At 59.5% G+C, this 15,637-nt stretch carries 13 protein-coding genes; 6 read left to right on the top strand and 7 right to left on the bottom strand.

Annotation, left to right across the window (positions count from 1 at the left end; translation table 11 throughout):
• The first annotated feature begins 184 nt into the window (after nt 1–184).
• Complete coding sequence (tal, locus tag BN1134_RS14020) at nt 185–1,135, top strand: transaldolase (RefSeq protein ID WP_042047976.1); 951 nt, start codon at nt 185–187, stop codon at nt 1,133–1,135.
• Between the two features lie 144 nt (nt 1,136–1,279).
• On the top strand, nt 1,280–1,459 hold the full coding sequence (locus BN1134_RS14015) for a DUF3545 family protein (protein WP_042047973.1): 180 nt from the start codon (nt 1,280–1,282) through the stop codon (nt 1,457–1,459).
• A gap of 45 nt (nt 1,460–1,504) precedes the next feature.
• Here the strand turns inward: BN1134_RS14015 and BN1134_RS14010 are convergent, their stop codons facing one another.
• Both BN1134_RS14010 and ung read right to left on the bottom strand, forming a co-directional pair.
• Nucleotides 1,505–2,041, bottom strand: coding sequence for a hemerythrin domain-containing protein (locus tag BN1134_RS14010; RefSeq protein WP_042047972.1), 537 nt, complete (start codon nt 2,039–2,041; stop codon nt 1,505–1,507).
• An 86-nt stretch (nt 2,042–2,127) separates the two neighbouring features.
• Nucleotides 2,128–2,796 (bottom strand): uracil-DNA glycosylase, encoded by a 669-nt coding sequence (gene ung, locus BN1134_RS14005; RefSeq protein WP_042047971.1) that lies wholly within the window; start codon nt 2,794–2,796, stop codon nt 2,128–2,130.
• A 384-nt stretch (nt 2,797–3,180) separates the two neighbouring features.
• On the opposite strand from ung, the gene grcA reads away from it, so the two are divergent.
• On the top strand, nt 3,181–3,561 hold the full coding sequence (gene grcA / locus BN1134_RS14000; protein WP_042047970.1) for an autonomous glycyl radical cofactor GrcA: 381 nt from the start codon (nt 3,181–3,183) through the stop codon (nt 3,559–3,561).
• A 141-nt stretch (nt 3,562–3,702) separates the two neighbouring features.
• Here the strand turns inward: grcA and eno are convergent, their stop codons facing one another.
• From eno to rlmD, 5 genes are all read right to left on the bottom strand, one after another.
• Nucleotides 3,703–5,004, bottom strand: coding sequence for a phosphopyruvate hydratase (eno, locus tag BN1134_RS13995; protein ID WP_042047969.1), 1,302 nt, complete (start codon nt 5,002–5,004; stop codon nt 3,703–3,705).
• An 83-nt stretch (nt 5,005–5,087) separates the two neighbouring features.
• The gene (locus BN1134_RS13990) at nt 5,088–6,725 is read right to left on the bottom strand and encodes a CTP synthase (protein WP_042047968.1); all 1,638 of its coding nucleotides are present in this window, start codon (nt 6,723–6,725) and stop codon (nt 5,088–5,090) included.
• 144 nt (nt 6,726–6,869) lie between these two features.
• Complete coding sequence (gene mazG / locus BN1134_RS13985) at nt 6,870–7,667, bottom strand: nucleoside triphosphate pyrophosphohydrolase (RefSeq protein WP_042047967.1); 798 nt, start codon at nt 7,665–7,667, stop codon at nt 6,870–6,872.
• A gap of 63 nt (nt 7,668–7,730) precedes the next feature.
• A complete protein-coding gene (gene relA, locus BN1134_RS13980) occupies nt 7,731–9,935 on the bottom strand; it encodes a GTP diphosphokinase (protein ID WP_042047966.1) in 2,205 nt (734 codons plus the stop codon).
• Nucleotides 9,936–10,056: 121 nt separating this feature from the next.
• On the bottom strand, nt 10,057–11,379 hold the full coding sequence (gene rlmD / locus BN1134_RS13975) for a 23S rRNA (uracil(1939)-C(5))-methyltransferase RlmD (protein ID WP_042047965.1): 1,323 nt from the start codon (nt 11,377–11,379) through the stop codon (nt 10,057–10,059).
• Nucleotides 11,380–11,456: 77 nt separating this feature from the next.
• On the opposite strand from rlmD, the gene barA reads away from it, so the two are divergent.
• The 3 genes from barA to BN1134_RS13960 all read left to right on the top strand — a co-directional run bounded on the left by barA (nt 11,457) and on the right by BN1134_RS13960 (nt 15,589).
• Nucleotides 11,457–14,159 carry a two-component sensor histidine kinase BarA gene (gene barA, locus BN1134_RS13970; RefSeq protein WP_042047964.1) on the top strand — a complete coding sequence of 901 codons (2,703 nt, stop codon included), beginning with the start codon at nt 11,457–11,459 and terminating at the stop codon, nt 14,157–14,159.
• Between the two features lie 63 nt (nt 14,160–14,222).
• Nucleotides 14,223–14,702 (top strand): YehS family protein, encoded by a 480-nt coding sequence (locus tag BN1134_RS13965; protein WP_042047963.1) that lies wholly within the window; start codon nt 14,223–14,225, stop codon nt 14,700–14,702.
• Nucleotides 14,703–14,707: 5 nt separating this feature from the next.
• Nucleotides 14,708–15,589 carry an N-acetylmuramoyl-L-alanine amidase gene (locus tag BN1134_RS13960; RefSeq protein ID WP_084214814.1) on the top strand — a complete coding sequence of 294 codons (882 nt, stop codon included), beginning with the start codon at nt 14,708–14,710 and terminating at the stop codon, nt 15,587–15,589.
• Nucleotides 15,590–15,637: the final 48 nt, after the last annotated feature.

Below are 15,637 nucleotides of genomic sequence, written 5' to 3'. Positions count from 1 at the left end.
CCCTGCGCCCCTCCCCCTGTACAAATGCCAGCCAATCCCCCCTATTGCAGGCCCCTACCGCTAGGTATTAAGTAGGCGGACGCACTCCAGAGCCCCCTGATAGGGCTCAATAAATGTAACTGGCTTTCAAGCACCACCTCGCCTTCCGGCATGGTCGCTCACACCTAAAGAGATAGATACCGCTATGGCCGATAAACTGACCCAGCTCAAAGCCCTTACGACCGTTGTCGCCGATACCGGTGACATCGAAGCGATCAAACGCTACCAACCGATCGATGCGACCACCAACCCCTCGTTGGTGCTCAAGGCCTCAGCCATTCCTGAGTACGCCGCACTGATTGAAGACGCCATTACTTGGGCCAAGGCCCAGAGCAGTGACAAGGCGCAGCAGATCATCGATGCCGGCGACAAGCTGGCCGTCAATATCGGCCTGGAGATCCTGAAGATTGTCCCCGGCCGTATCTCCACCGAAGTGGATGCTCGCCTCTCCTTTGATACTGCCGCCAGCATCGCCAAGGCGCGCAAGCTGATGCGCCTCTACAATGAAGCCGGCATTAGCAATGATCGGATCCTGATCAAGCTGGCCTCCACCTGGGAGGGGATCCGCGCCGCCGAGGTGCTGGAGCAAGAGGGGATCCAGTGCAACCTGACCTTGCTGTTCTCCTTCGCCCAGGCGCGCGCCTGCGCCGAGGCAGGGGTCTTCCTCATCTCTCCGTTTGTCGGGCGTATCCTCGACTGGTATAAGGCCAAACACAACCGTGATTACAGCGCCGCCGAAGATCCGGGCGTGGTTTCCGTCGCCGGCATCTACCACTACTACAAGCAGCACGGCTATGACACCGTGGTCATGGGGGCCAGTTTCCGCAATACCGGGGAAATCCTCGAGCTGGCCGGCTGTGACCGTCTGACCATAGGCCCTGCCCTGCTGGAAGAGCTGAGCAACGCAGAAGGGCTGGTCGAACATAAACTGAGTTTCCACGGCGAGACACAGCCCAAACCCACCCCGTTGAACGAGGCCGAATTCCGCTGGGAGTTAAACCAGGATGCGATGGCCGTCGAAAAGCTGGCCGAAGGCATTCGCCTGTTCGCCGTTGATCAGGGCAAGCTGGAAACCATGTTGGCCAGTAAACTGTGATCAAAAACAGGTTCCAATAGAAAACAAGGGCGGCCTCTGGCCGCCCTTGTGCTATCCGTCATCCTATCGACACGGAAACGTTTTAAAGTCGCTGACGCTGTGATATATCGGTGGTGAAAACTACAACAATGCCGGGAGAAGACCATGGAAAGGTTTGACTTCGATTTTGAAGACGTAGTTGAGCTCGGTTCACGTAGCCGCAGCCCGGGGAAAAAGCGCAAATGGAGGGAAATCGAGGCACTCAAAGATAAGCACCGTCTGCAAAAGGAGCTGCAGTCGATTGATATTGCCTACGACGGCGGCAATGAAAACCTGGATTTCTAACATAAAGAGGCCCCGCATGCGGGGCCTCTTTATATAAGGCGGCGGCTATAACGCCAGGCGTCCTGCCAGATCTCGGAAATGCTGGGCCACTTCGGGGCCGAACAGAGGGTCGGCATTGGAATGGATCTGCCAGTTCTGCTCGAGATGACGCCAATCATCTTCGGTCAGCGCCTCGCGCAGACGGGGGAAAATCACCGTCTCCTCATAACTCATGTGCTTTTCTTGCAACTCGATAAATTGCTGCAGTTTGGCCGTAAACTGATCGAGCGGGATGACCGCATCCATCAGGATCATCTCCACCATCTCCTTGAGCTCGGCACCTGCCTCAACCAGCTTATCGTGCTCCTCTTTCAGGCGATGCCCCACCTCACCGTCCACGACCCGATACTTCAGATAGTATTCGTAAATCATGTCCTCTTTGGGATGATGGCGCTTATCCGATACTTCGCTGAGGTAATCAACCACATCACGGATCAGGCGATAGCAGACCTTCTGCTCATGCTCGATGAAGCTCTGCTTGCGCTTGAGCAGATCGAGCAGCTTGGCAATATTAAGATGCTCCTGGTGCAGACTGGATAACATGGCGGCACTCCTTTGCTCTGAATATAAATTGAAGTTCTACTCGCATTATATGCATCCAGCAAGGTGCTACCATGCCTCTGGTCAATCTATCGACAGACAGAGGTCCAATCGATAGGCGCCATCTCCTGTTGCTCCAATAGTCGGTTAGCTTGCGAGAAGTGGCCACACCCAATGAAGCCGCGGTGAGCTGAAAGCGGGCTGGGATGGGGGGCCGTCAGAACATGGTGACGAGCCCGATCGATAAATCGCCCCTTCTTCTGTGCATGCGAGCCCCACAACAGGAATACGATCCCGCTGCGATGGGTGTTGAGTGCCTCGATAACTCGGTCGGTGAAGGTCTCCCACCCCAAATTCGCATGTGAGTGCGCCATACCGGCCTGCACCGTCAGCACCGTATTGAGGAGCAACACCCCCTGCCTGGCCCAACTTTCCAGATAGCCATGCCCGGGAGCGGTAAAGCCCGGCAGATCCCGCTCCAGCTCCTTATAGATGTTGACCAGTGAAGGGGGGATGCGAACCCCGTGCTGCACCGAGAAGCAGAGACCATGCGCCTGGTTGGGACCGTGGTAAGGATCCTGGCCGAGAATGACCACCTTGACCTCGCCCAGCTCGGTGAACTTGAAAGCATTGAAAACCTCTGTCGCAGGCGGATAAATGATCTTGCCCGCCTCACGTTCGGCCCTGACTGCTGCCAATGTCTGCTGGAAATAGTCCTGCTGTTTCTCTGCGCCCAGCACATCACTCCACGTTTGCACCTTGCATCACCCCCACTCATCAATCGAGCGCCCAGCATAGGGACTGCTCTCTTTTGGCGCAACCACGACAGAGAGGTCAAATTGACGAATCACGTCAACGAAATCGCTAAAATAGTAAAAAAATTACCACTAAAAAAGATCATTTTGATATATTCAAGATACACCTTAAATAAAGCTAAAACTTTACTTTTATTGATTAAACTCAATGGTTTATCGTGAAACATATGCATCTAAATGGCATTTTATTGATTTAAATCAATTTGCGTATGTTTACTAACATGATATATATGCCCACACAGTTTTAAAGGTGTAAGGCAAGCTCCCCTTTTCATGAGATATGGGTTCCTTCCTTACAATCCGTTCGCTCTCAATAGGAGTCGTATCATGATCAAGGGCATTCAAATCACCCAGGCCGACAACGCCGCTCTGCTGAACTCTTTCTGGCTGCTCGACGACGCCAATCAGGAAGCTCGCTGCATCTGCGTCAAGGGTGATGCCTTCACGACCGATCAGCAGGTCAAGCTCTCCGAGCTGGGTCAGTTCGAGTACCGCGAAGTGCCGGTACAAGCCGCCCCCCAGGTTGAAGGTGGCCAACACCTGAACGTTAACGTACTGAGCCGTGAAACGCTGGAAGACGCCGTGGCCAACCCGGAGAAGTACCCGCAGCTGACCATCCGCGTATCCGGCTATGCCGTTCGCTTCAACTCCCTCACCCCGGAGCAGCAGCGCGACGTCATCACCCGTACCTTTACCCAGAGCCTGTAAGAGGCCCGCGGTAACAAAAAGCCACCCTGCGGGGTGGCTTTTTTTATGCCTGATAAGATGGCCCCACAACCCTCTCACCGGCACGTATAAAAAAAGCCCCGCCAAGGCGGGGCTTTTCAATGACGGGAAGTCAGGGGGCGATTAAGCCTGGCCCTTCACTTCCTTCAGACCGCGGAACGGAGCCTTGGCACCCAGCGCTTCCTCGATACGGATCAGCTGGTTGTACTTGGCAACACGGTCAGAACGGCTCATGGAGCCAGTCTTGATTTGACCTGCAGCGGTACCCACGGCCAGATCGGCGATGGTGGCGTCTTCGGTCTCACCGGAGCGGTGGGAGATAACGGCGGTGTAACCGGCGTCCTTGGCCATCTTGATGGCAGCCAGGGTCTCGGTCAGGGAACCGATCTGGTTGAACTTGATCAGGATGGAGTTGGCGATGCCGTTCTCGATACCGCGCTTGAGGATCTTGGTGTTGGTTACGAACAGGTCGTCACCAACCAGCTGGATCTTGTCACCCAGGATCTTGGTCTGGTAGGCGAAGCCTTCCCAGTCAGACTCGTCCAGGCCGTCTTCGATGGAGACGATCGGGAACTTGGTGGTCAGGTCAGCCAGGTACTCGGAGAACTCGTTGGAGGTGAAGATACGACCTTCGCCCTTCAGGTTGTACTCGTTCTTCTCAGCGTCGTAGAACTCGGAAGCGGCGCAGTCCATGGCCAGGGTCACATCAGTGCCCAGCTTGTAACCGGCAGCAGCAACGGCTTCGGCGATCACTTCCAGCGCTTCGGCGTTGGACTTCAGGTTCGGAGCGAAACCACCTTCGTCACCAACGGCAGTGTTGTAGCCCTTGGACTTCAGCACCTTGGCCAGGTTGTGGAACACTTCAGCACCCATGCGAACGGCTTCTTTCAGGGTCTTGGCGCCAACCGGCTGGATCATGAACTCTTGGATGTCGACGTTGTTGTCGGCGTGCTCACCACCATTGATGATGTTCATCATCGGCAGCGGCATGGAGTAAACACCGGCAGTGCCGTTCAGCTCGGCGATGTGCGCGTACAGGGGCATGCCCTTGGCAGCAGCAGCAGCCTTGGCGTTAGCCAGGGAGACGGCCAGGATGGCGTTGGCGCCAAACTTGGACTTGTTCTCGGTACCGTCCAGATCGATCATGATCTGGTCAACGGTGGCCTGGTCCTTGGCGTCTTTGCCCAGCAGAGCTTGAGCGATCGGGCCGTTAACGGCTTCAACAGCCTTCAGCACACCCTTGCCCAGGAAACGGCTCTTGTCGCCGTCACGCAGTTCCAGGGCTTCACGGGAGCCGGTGGAGGCGCCGGACGGAGCGGCAGCCATACCCACAAAACCACCTTCCAGATGAACCTCGGCCTCTACGGTCGGGTTACCACGGGAGTCGATGATCTCACGGCCGATCACTTTAACGATCTTGGACATGTTTCTTTCCTCAGGTTTCGTAAAAAAACGACAGAAATTATTAAGTAAAAGCGGCTGAGGCACAATGCCCCAACCGCTCCCGATTACTTCAAATTACGTTTCTGGTACTCACCCGCCGCCTTGACAAAGCCGGCGAACAGGGCATGCCCGTCACGCGGAGTAGAGGTAAACTCCGGGTGGAACTGGGCAGCAACAAACCAGGGGTGATCCGGAATTTCGATGATCTCCACCAACTTTTTGTCAGCGGAAAGACCGGTCACCTTCAGACCCGCCGCTTCAATCTTCGGCAGCAGGGTGTTGTTGACTTCATAACGGTGGCGGTGGCGCTCGTAGATGGTAGCAGAGCCGTACAGCTCGCGAACCTTGGAGCCATCGACCAGATGGCAGAGCTGAGAGCCAAGACGCATGGTACCGCCCAGATCGGATTTCTCGGTACGGGTCTCGACATTGCCCTCTTCATCCACCCACTCGGTGATGAGGCCTACCACGGGGAACGGAGAATCTTTCTTGAACTCGGAGGAGTGAGCCCCTTCCATACCGGCAACGTTGCGGGCAAATTCAATCATGGCAACTTGCATACCAAGGCAGATGCCGAGGTACGGGATCTTGTTCTCACGAGCGTACTTGGCGGCCAGGATCTTGCCTTCCACCCCACGCTCGCCAAAACCACCGGGAACCAGGATCGCGTCGAGCCCTTCGAGCAGCTCTTCGCCACGGGTCTCGATGTCCTGAGAGTCGATGTACTTGATCTGCACGGAGAGACGGTTCTTCAGACCGCCATGCTTGAGCGCCTCGTTCACCGACTTGTAGGCATCCGGCAAAGAGACATACTTGCCCACCATGCCGATGGTCACTTCACCGGTCGAATTGGCTTCTTCATAGACCACCTGATCCCACTCAGAGAGATCGGCTTCCTTGCACTCGATGCCGAAGCGCTCGGTGATGTAGTGATCCAGCCCCTGAGACTTGAGCAGCGAAGGGATCTTGTAGATGGAGTCGACGTCCTTCATCGAGATGACGGCGCGCTCGGGCACATTGCAGAACAGGGCGATCTTGGCGCGCTCATTGGCCGGGATAGCACGGTCGGAGCGGCAGATCAGCACATCCGGCTGGATGCCAATGGAGAGCAGCTCCTTGACGGAGTGCTGGGTCGGCTTGGTCTTCACCTCGCCGGCGGCGGCCAGATAAGGCACCAGGGTCAGGTGCATGAACATGGCGTTGTTGCGACCCACTTCGGCAGCCAGCTGACGAATGGCCTCCAGGAACGGCAGGGATTCGATATCGCCCACAGTGCCACCGATCTCGACGATGGCCACCTGATGGCCTTCACCGCCAGCAATCACCCGCTCTTTAATGGCGTTGGTGATGTGCGGGATCACCTGGATAGTGGCCCCCAGATAGTCACCACGGCGCTCTTTGCGCAGTACGTCAGCATAGATACGACCGGTGGTGAAGTTGTTGCGGCGGGTCATCTTGGTACGGATGAAACGCTCGTAGTGACCCAAGTCCAGATCGGTCTCAGCCCCGTCCTCGGTGACGAACACTTCGCCATGCTGAGTCGGGCTCATGGTGCCCGGGTCCACGTTGATATAGGGGTCCAGTTTCATGATGGTCACATCCAGACCACGGGCTTCCAGAATGGCTGCCAGAGAAGCTGCGGCAATGCCTTTGCCGAGGGATGAAACAACGCCACCAGTTACAAAAATATATTTGGTCGTCATGCTGAACCTGAAAGAAAGTTTAGGAAATGTTTAAAGGTGCTTCGGGGAGATGAAGCAGGACGGGGAAACAGTATACCAAACCCCCCACTCCCAAACAACGAACAAAAATCTAACAGCCTGCGAGGCGGGCCGTCTTGCGCCAAATCAACTTTCGTAAGTTTCTTTCACCCGGTTCCAGGTGGCATCGAGTTTCTCCAACGAGCAGTCGCTCACTGCCAGCCCCTGCTCGGCGATCAACGCCTCCACCTTGCGAAAACGCCGCTCAAACTTGGCATTGGCCCCGCGTAGCACTTTTTCAGGATCGTGCCCCAGATGGCGCACCAGATTGACGGTGGCAAACAGCAGATCGCCGAGCTCGTCGGCCACCCGCTCCGGATTGACGTCGGCCATCAGCGCCTCTTCCATCACCTCATCGATCTCTTCGTGCACCTTGTCGACCACGGGGCCCAAGGTCTTCCAGTCAAAGCCGACGCTGGCGCAACGCTTTTGGATCTTGAGTGCCCGGCTCAGGGCCGGCAGGGCCTGCGGAATGTCGTCGAGCACGCTGGTCTGGTCGCGCTCGGCACGCTCACGCGACTTGGTCGCTTCCCAGTTCGCCTTCACCGCCTGCTCATTGCCAAGATCCGCCTCGCCAAACACATGGGGATGACGGCGAATGAGCTTGTCGCTCACCGTGTCGACGATGTCACCAAAGTCGAACAGCGCCTGCTCCTTGCCAAGCTGGGCATAGAAGATCACCTGGAACAAGAGATCCCCCAGCTCTCCTTTGAGCTCATCCCACTGGCCGGCCTCGATGGCCGCCGCCACCTCATAGGCCTCCTCCAGGGTGTAGGGCACTATGCTGGCAAAGCTCTGCTTTTTGTCCCAAGGGCAGCCACGTTCGGGATCGCGCAGTGTCTCCATGATGGCAAGCAGGTCGGCGAGTTGATACGGCGGTGTCATGCAGTCCTCGTGGGATGAGAAAGGGGGAAAACCCTAGCCGGCCCACAGGCCGGCCAGGTGAGATTACAGGCGCTTGACGCTGATCATGTCCGGCAGCTGGCTCAGCTTGGCCAGCGCCCGGTTGAAGGCGTCGATGTTGTAGATCTCCAGCTCCATGTCGATCTGGGCGGTTTGCAACTTGACGTTGGAGCGCGAGCGCACCCCCATCACGTTGATCTTTTCGTTGGCCAGCACGGTAGTGATGTCGCGCAGCAGGCCCGAACGGTCGTTGGACTCGATGCGAATGGTCAGCCCATAGCCCCCCGAGTAGTTCTCACCCCAGATGGCATCGATGATCCGCTCCGGGTTGCGGCGTGACAGCTCCTTGAGCTGCTCACAATCATCCCGGTGGATGGAGACGCCGCGCCCCTGGGTGATGAAACCAACGATGCTGTCGCCCGGAATGGGCTGGCAGCAGCGGGCGATGTGGGTCATCAGATTGCCGACGCCCTCGACCACGATGTGATCCTTAGGCTTGGGACGGAACGGGGTGCTCGCCTTCTGCTCCAGTTTTTCCAGCAGGCGGCGCTCCTCCTCCTCGACACTCGGCTTGTTGTAGCGGGACTCCAAGTAGTTGAGCAGCTGGTTGATGCGCACGTCGCCACTGCCGATCCCCGCCAACAGATCGTCGAGCTCCTCGGCATTGAAGCGCTCGAGCGCCACCTTGTCGATCTTGGAGAAGGTGAGGTTGTGCCTGTCCAGCTCCTTGTCGAGCAGCTCGCGGCCGGCGGCGATGTTTTTATCGCGATCCAGCTTCCTAAACCAGGTGGCGACCTTGGCACGGGCCCGGCTCGAGCGCAGGAAGCCCGAGTTGGGGTTCATCCAGTCACGGCTCGGGTTGGGCTCTTTTTGGGTGATCACCTCAACCTGATCGCCGGTCTGCAAGGCATAGGTGAAGGGCACGATGCGCCCGTCAATCTTGGCGCCGATGCAGCGGTGGCCGATCATGCTGTGGATGTGATAGGCAAAATCGAGCGGGGTGGCCCCGGCCGGCAGATCGATGACATCCCCCTTGGGGGTGAAGACGTACACCCTGTCCTCGAACACCTGACTGCGTAGATCCTCGAGCAGCGATCCGCTCTCGGACATGTCCTCCTGCCAGGCGAGCAGCTTGCGCAGCCACTCGATCTTGTCCTCGAAGCCCCCCTTGCCGGCGCTGGTCCCCTCCTTGTAGCGCCAGTGGGCGGCAACCCCCAGCTCGGCGTCCTGGTGCATCTGATCGGTACGGATTTGGATCTCGACCGTCTTGCCCTCGGGGCCGACCACTACGGTGTGGATCGACTGATACCCATTCGGCTTAGGGTTGGCCACGTAGTCATCAAACTCACGTGGGATGTGATGAAAGTGAGTGTGCACTATCCCCAGCGCGGCATAGCAGTCCTGCAGCCGCTTGGTCACCACCCGCACCGCGCGCACATCGAACAGTTCGGTAAACTCGAGGTGCTTTTTCTGCATCTTGCGCCAGATGCTGTAGATGTGTTTCGGGCGGCCATACACCTCGGCCTCGATACCGGCCTCGGCCAGCGACGCCTTGAGATCGCGCACGAAATCGCGGATGTAGCGCTCCCGGTCGAGCCGCTTCTCGTCGAGCTGCTTGGCGATCTGCCGGTAGGTTTCCGGATGCAGGTAACGGAAGGCGAGATCCTCCAGCTCCCACTTGAGCTGGCCGATGCCGAGCCGGTTGGCAAGCGGCGCATAGATGTTGGAGATCTCCTGGGCCATCAGCACCCGGGTCTCCTCGTCGGCCAGCTTGGCCTCACGCAGACAGGCAATCCGCTCGGCCAGCTTGATCACCACGGCACGCACATCCTCGACCATGGCGAGCAGCATGCGCCGCACGTTGTCTACCTGCTCGAGGGAGGTCTCGGTGCGCTGGGCGGTCTGCAAGGAGCGGATCGCCTCCATCTCCAGCACCCCTTCCACCAGCTTGCCGATCTTGCGGCCAAAATCGGCCTCCACCTGCTCCAGCGAGACATAGCCGGCTTCGACAAAGGGGTAGAGGATGGCCGCCTTGAGGGTGCCGATATCCATGCTGAGCATCAGCAGGATGCCCACCATCTCCACGCCGCGCACCAGCAGGCGATGCGCCACCACCTCATCGGCCGAGCCGAGACAGTATTGGTACAGGGTGCGCAACTGTTCACGCTCACTCTCGCCCAAATTCAGGGACGAGAGCCACTCTTCAAGAGTGAAGTTCTCCTTGAGGTGTATATCGCGCACCGAGACCATATTGTTCATCCTTCTTCTGGTTGGGTGGGGCCTTGCCCCCGGTGAAGAGTCCCCCTCAACAAGGGGGTGGCACGACCCCGTTCAAAGCATGCCGCAGGCAGAGGGTCGGCCGAGTGCCAGTCTACTCCCTTTCGAACAGGGCGATCGACTCCAAATGACCGGTATGGGGGAACATATCCAGCATGCCGAGCCGGGCGAGCCGGTAGCCGGCCTGGGTCAGCACCTTGCTGTCACGGGCCAGAGAAACCGGGTTGCACGACACATAGACCACGCGGCGCGGCGCAAGTTTCGCAATATGCGGCATCACCTCCAGCGCGCCGGGACGAGCCGGGTCAAGCAGCACCCGATCGAACCCCTCGCGTGCCCACGGCAGATCCGTGATATCGGCCGCCAGATCCGCCTTGTAGAAGCGGACATTGTTCAGGCCGTTACGCTCGGCGTTTTGCTGGCCACGGCGCACCATGGCGAGCTCCCCTTCCACCCCGACCACCTCGCGGGCCATCGCCGCCAGTGGCAGGGTGAAATTACCGACGCCGCAGAATAAGTCGAGAACCTTGTCGCCAGGCTGAACATCCAGCCATGCCAGGGCCCGCGTCACCATGGCATCGTTGACACTGCGATTGACCTGGATGAAATCCCCAGGGGCAAAGGTCAGCGACAGCTCCCCAAGGCGATACGAAGGGGTCATGCTCTGATGCAGCGGCTCGAAGCGGTCACTGCCATCTTGCAAATAGAGATCCAGCTCATGGCGTTGGGCAAACTCGGTCAGCAGGGCGCGGTCATGCTCGTTGGGGCGGCCGGTGTGGCGCAGCAGCATCAGCATGCCCTGATCTGCCTGCAACAGCTCGACATGGCCCAACTCACGTTGGTTCTTGAGGCGAGCGAACAGGGCGCGCAGCGGCGTGATGAGGGCGGAGAGGGAGGCCTCCAGCACCGGGCAGGCGGCGATCTCGACCAGTTCACTGGACTGACGGCGACGAAAACCGAGTCGCGCTCGGCGCTCACCCTTGTCAAAGCGCAAGGCCAGACGGCACACCCGGCGATAGCCACGCTCGGCACCAGTCAGCACCGGCTCAAGGGGCGGGGCTTCGATACCACCAAGACGCACCATCAGGGTGCGCAACCCTTGCTGCTTTGCCTCATGCTGGTGCGCCAGCGTCATGTGCTGGGTACTGCAACCGCCGCACTCCCGATAGTGGGGGCAGAAGGGTTCAATCCGCTCGGGGGAGGCCTGAACCACCTTGAGCAGTTGGCCATGGGCATACTGTTTTTTCTGCTCGGTCAGGCGCACCTTGACCCGCTCACCGGGCAGCGCCCCTTCGACGAAGATGGCCTTGCCATCGAAGCGGCCCACCCCCACGCAATGGTGATCGAGGTTATCTATAGTGCATTCAATATGTTGGGATTGCTTTGCGACTTTCTTTGGGGTGAAAAACTGGGCCATAAAACTTGGTGCCTATAGGTGGCTATGTCATCATGTGGGGTATTTGCAGCCGGTGATTCTCCCACAAGAAGCATAGTATGACCAAATACGGACTCCGCGCCCGGGTACTGGCATTTACCATACTACCGACCCTACTGATCGGCGGCTTGATGGCCGCTTATTTCTCGTTTCACCGCTACCAGCAGTTGGAAAACAACCTGATCAATCAGGGCATCAATATCATTGAGCCGCTCGCCATCGCCAGCGAGTACGGCATGACTCAGCACAGCCGGGAATCCCTCAAGCGGCTCATCGGCCTCACCCATCGCAAGAACTCGCCGCTCATCAAGTCGATTGCCGTCTTCACCCAAGACAACCAGCTCTTCGTCACCTCCAACTATCACCGGGACTTCGCCCTGCTGCGCCTGCCCAAGGGAGAGGCCACCCCCGAGCTCACCAGTGTTGAACAGCTGGGGGATGACATCATTCTGCGCACGCCGATCCAGGCGGAGACCAACCTCGACGGCTTCCCGCTACCGAGCGACAGCGAGCCCCCCGTTATTGGTTACATCGCCATGCAGATGGCGACCGACAGCGCCCTGGTGCTGCAATACCGCGACACCTTTTTCGCCATCATGATGCTGGTCTTCGGCCTGTGCGTGAGCGTGTTGTTCGGCTTTCGGCTGGTCAAGAGCGTGACCCAGCCCATCACCGAGATGGTGCAGGCGGTGCACCGGATCCGTGAAGGGCGCCTCGACACCCGGGTCAGCGGTCAGCTCACCGGCGAGTTGGATATGCTGAAAAACGGCATCAACGCCATGGCCAAGGCCCTCTCGGAATACCATGAGGAGATGCAGCAAAACATCGATCAGGCCACCTCGGATTTACGCGAAACGCTGGAGCAGATCGAGATCCAGAACGTCGAGCTCGACATGGCCAAGAAGCGGGCCCAAGAGGCGGCCCGGGTCAAATCCGAGTTCCTCGCCAACATGTCCCATGAGCTGCGCACCCCGCTCAACGGCGTCATCGGCTTTACCCGCCAGCTGTTCAAGACCAACCTGACGCCCAACCAGGCCGACTACATGCAGACCATCGAGAAGTCGGCCCGCAACCTGCTCGGCATCATCAACGACATCCTCGATTTTTCAAAACTCGAAGCCGGTAAGTTGCAGCTGGAAAACATCCCCTTCAGCCTGCGCGATACCGTCGCCGAGGTGATGACCCTGCTCGGCCCCAGCGCCCACGACAAGGGGCTGGAGCTGACCTTGCGCATTGACAGCGCCATCCCGGATCACCTGACCGGTGACCCGCTGCGGCTACAGCAGGTACTCACCAACCTGGCCGGCAATGCCATCAAGTTCACCGAACGCGGCAACGTGGACGTGCGTCTCGAACTACAGGCATCGCACCCAACGGGCCGGGTCCGCCTGCAAGCCCAGATTACCGACACCGGCATCGGCATCTCCTCTGAGCAGCAGCGGCAACTGTTCCAGGCCTTCAACCAGGCCGACTCCTCCATCTCGCGCCGTTATGGCGGCACCGGTCTTGGCCTGGTCATCACCCAGAAGCTGGTGCAGCAGATGGGGGGACAGATCCAGATTGTCTCCCTGCCGGGTGAAGGCTCGGTTTTCTCTTTCGTGCTGGAGCTCGATGTATCCCCCCTGCACTTTGAAGAGCCATTGCCGCTGGCCGGCCTGGCCGGGCAACAGGTGTGGCTGCTCGAACCCGACCCCTATGCCAGCTCGGCGCTCGAGTCCCAGCTGCGCGAGTGGGGCGTCGAGCCCGCCCAGCTCGAGAGTGCCCCCGAGCCCGGAGAGACCGTCATCATCGGCGCTGGCAGCCGGCTGCCCACCGAGCAGGTGCTGCTCAAGCTGGAGACGCTCACCCAACACAATCCCGTTATCGTACTGCTCGGCAGCCACGATCAGGCGCTGCATGACCTGATGCTGGAGCATGGCGCCCGCCACTGCCTCTCCAAGCCGGCCCACCACCGCAAGCTGTTGCAGGCCCTCACCAGCGAAGAGACCACGCGCGATGAGGCCGGTGCCCCCTTGCTGGCCTCTCCCCACCCGCACCACGACATCCGCGTGCTGGCGGTGGATGACAACCCCGCCAACCTGAAACTGATTGCCGCCCTGCTCGAGGAGATGGTGAGCGAAGTGGTGCGCTGCCAGAACGGCAAAGAAGCGGTCAAGCTGGCCCAGGAGCAGGTGTTCGACATCATCTTCATGGATATTCAGATGCCGATCATGGATGGCATCAGCGCCACCCAGGAGATCCGTCGCCACTCCCGCAACCTCGACACCCCCATCGTCGCGGTCACCGCCCATGCCATTCCTGGTGAGCGAGAGCGCCTCATCCGCCAGGGGATGGACGACTACCTAGCCAAACCCATCGACGAGAGCGTGCTCGAACAGCTCATCACCACCTTCGCCGAGCAGCGCCACCCGCGTACCCAGAGCCAGCTCATCGACTGGTCGCTGGCTCTGCGTCAGGCCGCCGGCAAGGAGGAGTTGGCCCGTGAGATGCTCACCATGCTGCTGGCCAGTTTCGACGACACCGCCCCCTGCATCGAGCAGGCGCTCGAGGGAGAGGCCGCCCCCGAAGAGTTGATGCAACGGCTACACAAGCTGCACGGTGGCAGCGCCTATTGCGGCGTGCCCGCCTTGCAACGGTTGCTGGCCCAGCTCGAGCAGTTACTGCGTGATGGCGTCGATCCCAGCGAACTCGAACCCGAGCTGCTCGAACTGCAAGATGCCATGGCCCAGGTGCAACAAGAGGCCCCCCGCTATCTCGGGTGACCGGCTTTTTCGACGCGCATCCCGGCAGATGGTACAGTTGCCCCCTATCCAGAGGAGTCAACCTTGACCAATAACGATATTTTGCGCCGTCTGCGCTACGCCCTCAGCATCAACAACGACCAGATGGTCGAGATGTTTGCCAAGGGCAACCTGACCGTCACCCACGCCCAGCTGCACGGCTGGCTGATGAAAGAGGCCGCCGAGGGGGAAGAGCAGGAGGCCGGCTTTGTCCCCTGCCCGGATGCGGCCCTCAGCCAGTTCCTCGACGGCTTGATTGCCGTGCGCCGCGGGGTGCGCGATGATGCGCCGCCCCAGGTGATCCCCAACCGGATCAACAACAACCTGATCCTGCGCAAGCTGCGCATCGCCCTTAACTTCAAGGAAGAGGAGATGCTCGGCACGCTCAAGCTGGCCGACTTTAACCTGTCAAAGTCAGAGCTCACTGCCCTGTTCCGCTCCCGGGAGCACAAGCACTACCAAGATTGCGGCGATCAGATCCTGCGTAACTTCCTCATCGGCCTCACCGCCAAGTATCGCGGCTGATCCCCATGCGCTGGCGCCCTCGCTCACGGTTAGCTCCACGCTTGGTTGCCAGCAGAGGGCGGGGGTGGCCAGTGTGTGGCTATGCCCTCTTGCTCACCCTGCTGCTGGGGGCTTGTCAGCCCGCCCCCTATCGCCTCGATAGCCGTTACCCGAGCGCCAATCAGGATGAGCGCATTCAGTTCATCATCTTGCACTACACCGACGAGGATGATGAGCGCTCCCTGCACCTGCTCACCGAGCCGGCCTATCAGGTCAGCGCTCACTATCTTGTCCCGGCAGCGGCCGATGGCGTCTCTCCCTACCCCATCTTGCAACTGGTCGCCGATAGCCAGCGCGCCTGGCATGCGGGCAAAAGCCGCTGGCAGAGCCAGGCCGGGCTCAACGCCAGCTCGCTTGGCATCGAGATCGTCAATCTGGGTTATCCGCCTGAGGAGGCGGCGCTTCCCCTCGAGCAGCGCCGCTGGCCCCCCTATCCCGAGGCCCAATTTCAGGCCGTTGCCCACCTGCTGCAAGACAAGGTGGCCCAGTACCGCATTCCGCCCACCCGGGTACTCGGCCACAGCGACGTGGCCCCCGATCGCAAGGTCGATCCGGGCCCCCGCTTCCCCTGGCAACGCCTACACGCCGAGTTCGGTGTTGGCGCCTGGCCGGACGAGGCGCGGGTCGCCCTACGCCGCCAGGAGCCCTTCCCCGTCGACGCCCTCCCCTGGCAGCAGGCGCTCGCTCGCTATGGCTACGGGGTGCCCCAAAGCGGCGAGTGGGATGAGCCCTCGCGCCAGGTGCTGCGCGCCTTCCAGCTCCATTTTCGCCCCGCCCGCATCGACGGGGAGCCCGATGCCGACAGTTGGGCCCGGCTGAATGTGCTGCTCGAGCAGTACGTACCCTGATCCCAACAAAAAAGAGAGGCCATAGGCCTCTCTTTTTATGTGCGCCGC

It is taken from the genome of Aeromonas simiae (genome assembly GCF_000820125.1).
GTDB classification, from domain to species: domain Bacteria; phylum Pseudomonadota; class Gammaproteobacteria; order Enterobacterales; family Aeromonadaceae; genus Aeromonas; species Aeromonas simiae.
The sequence above is the reverse complement of the archived record's forward strand: the minus strand, read 5'-3'. Positions and strand labels throughout refer to the sequence as shown.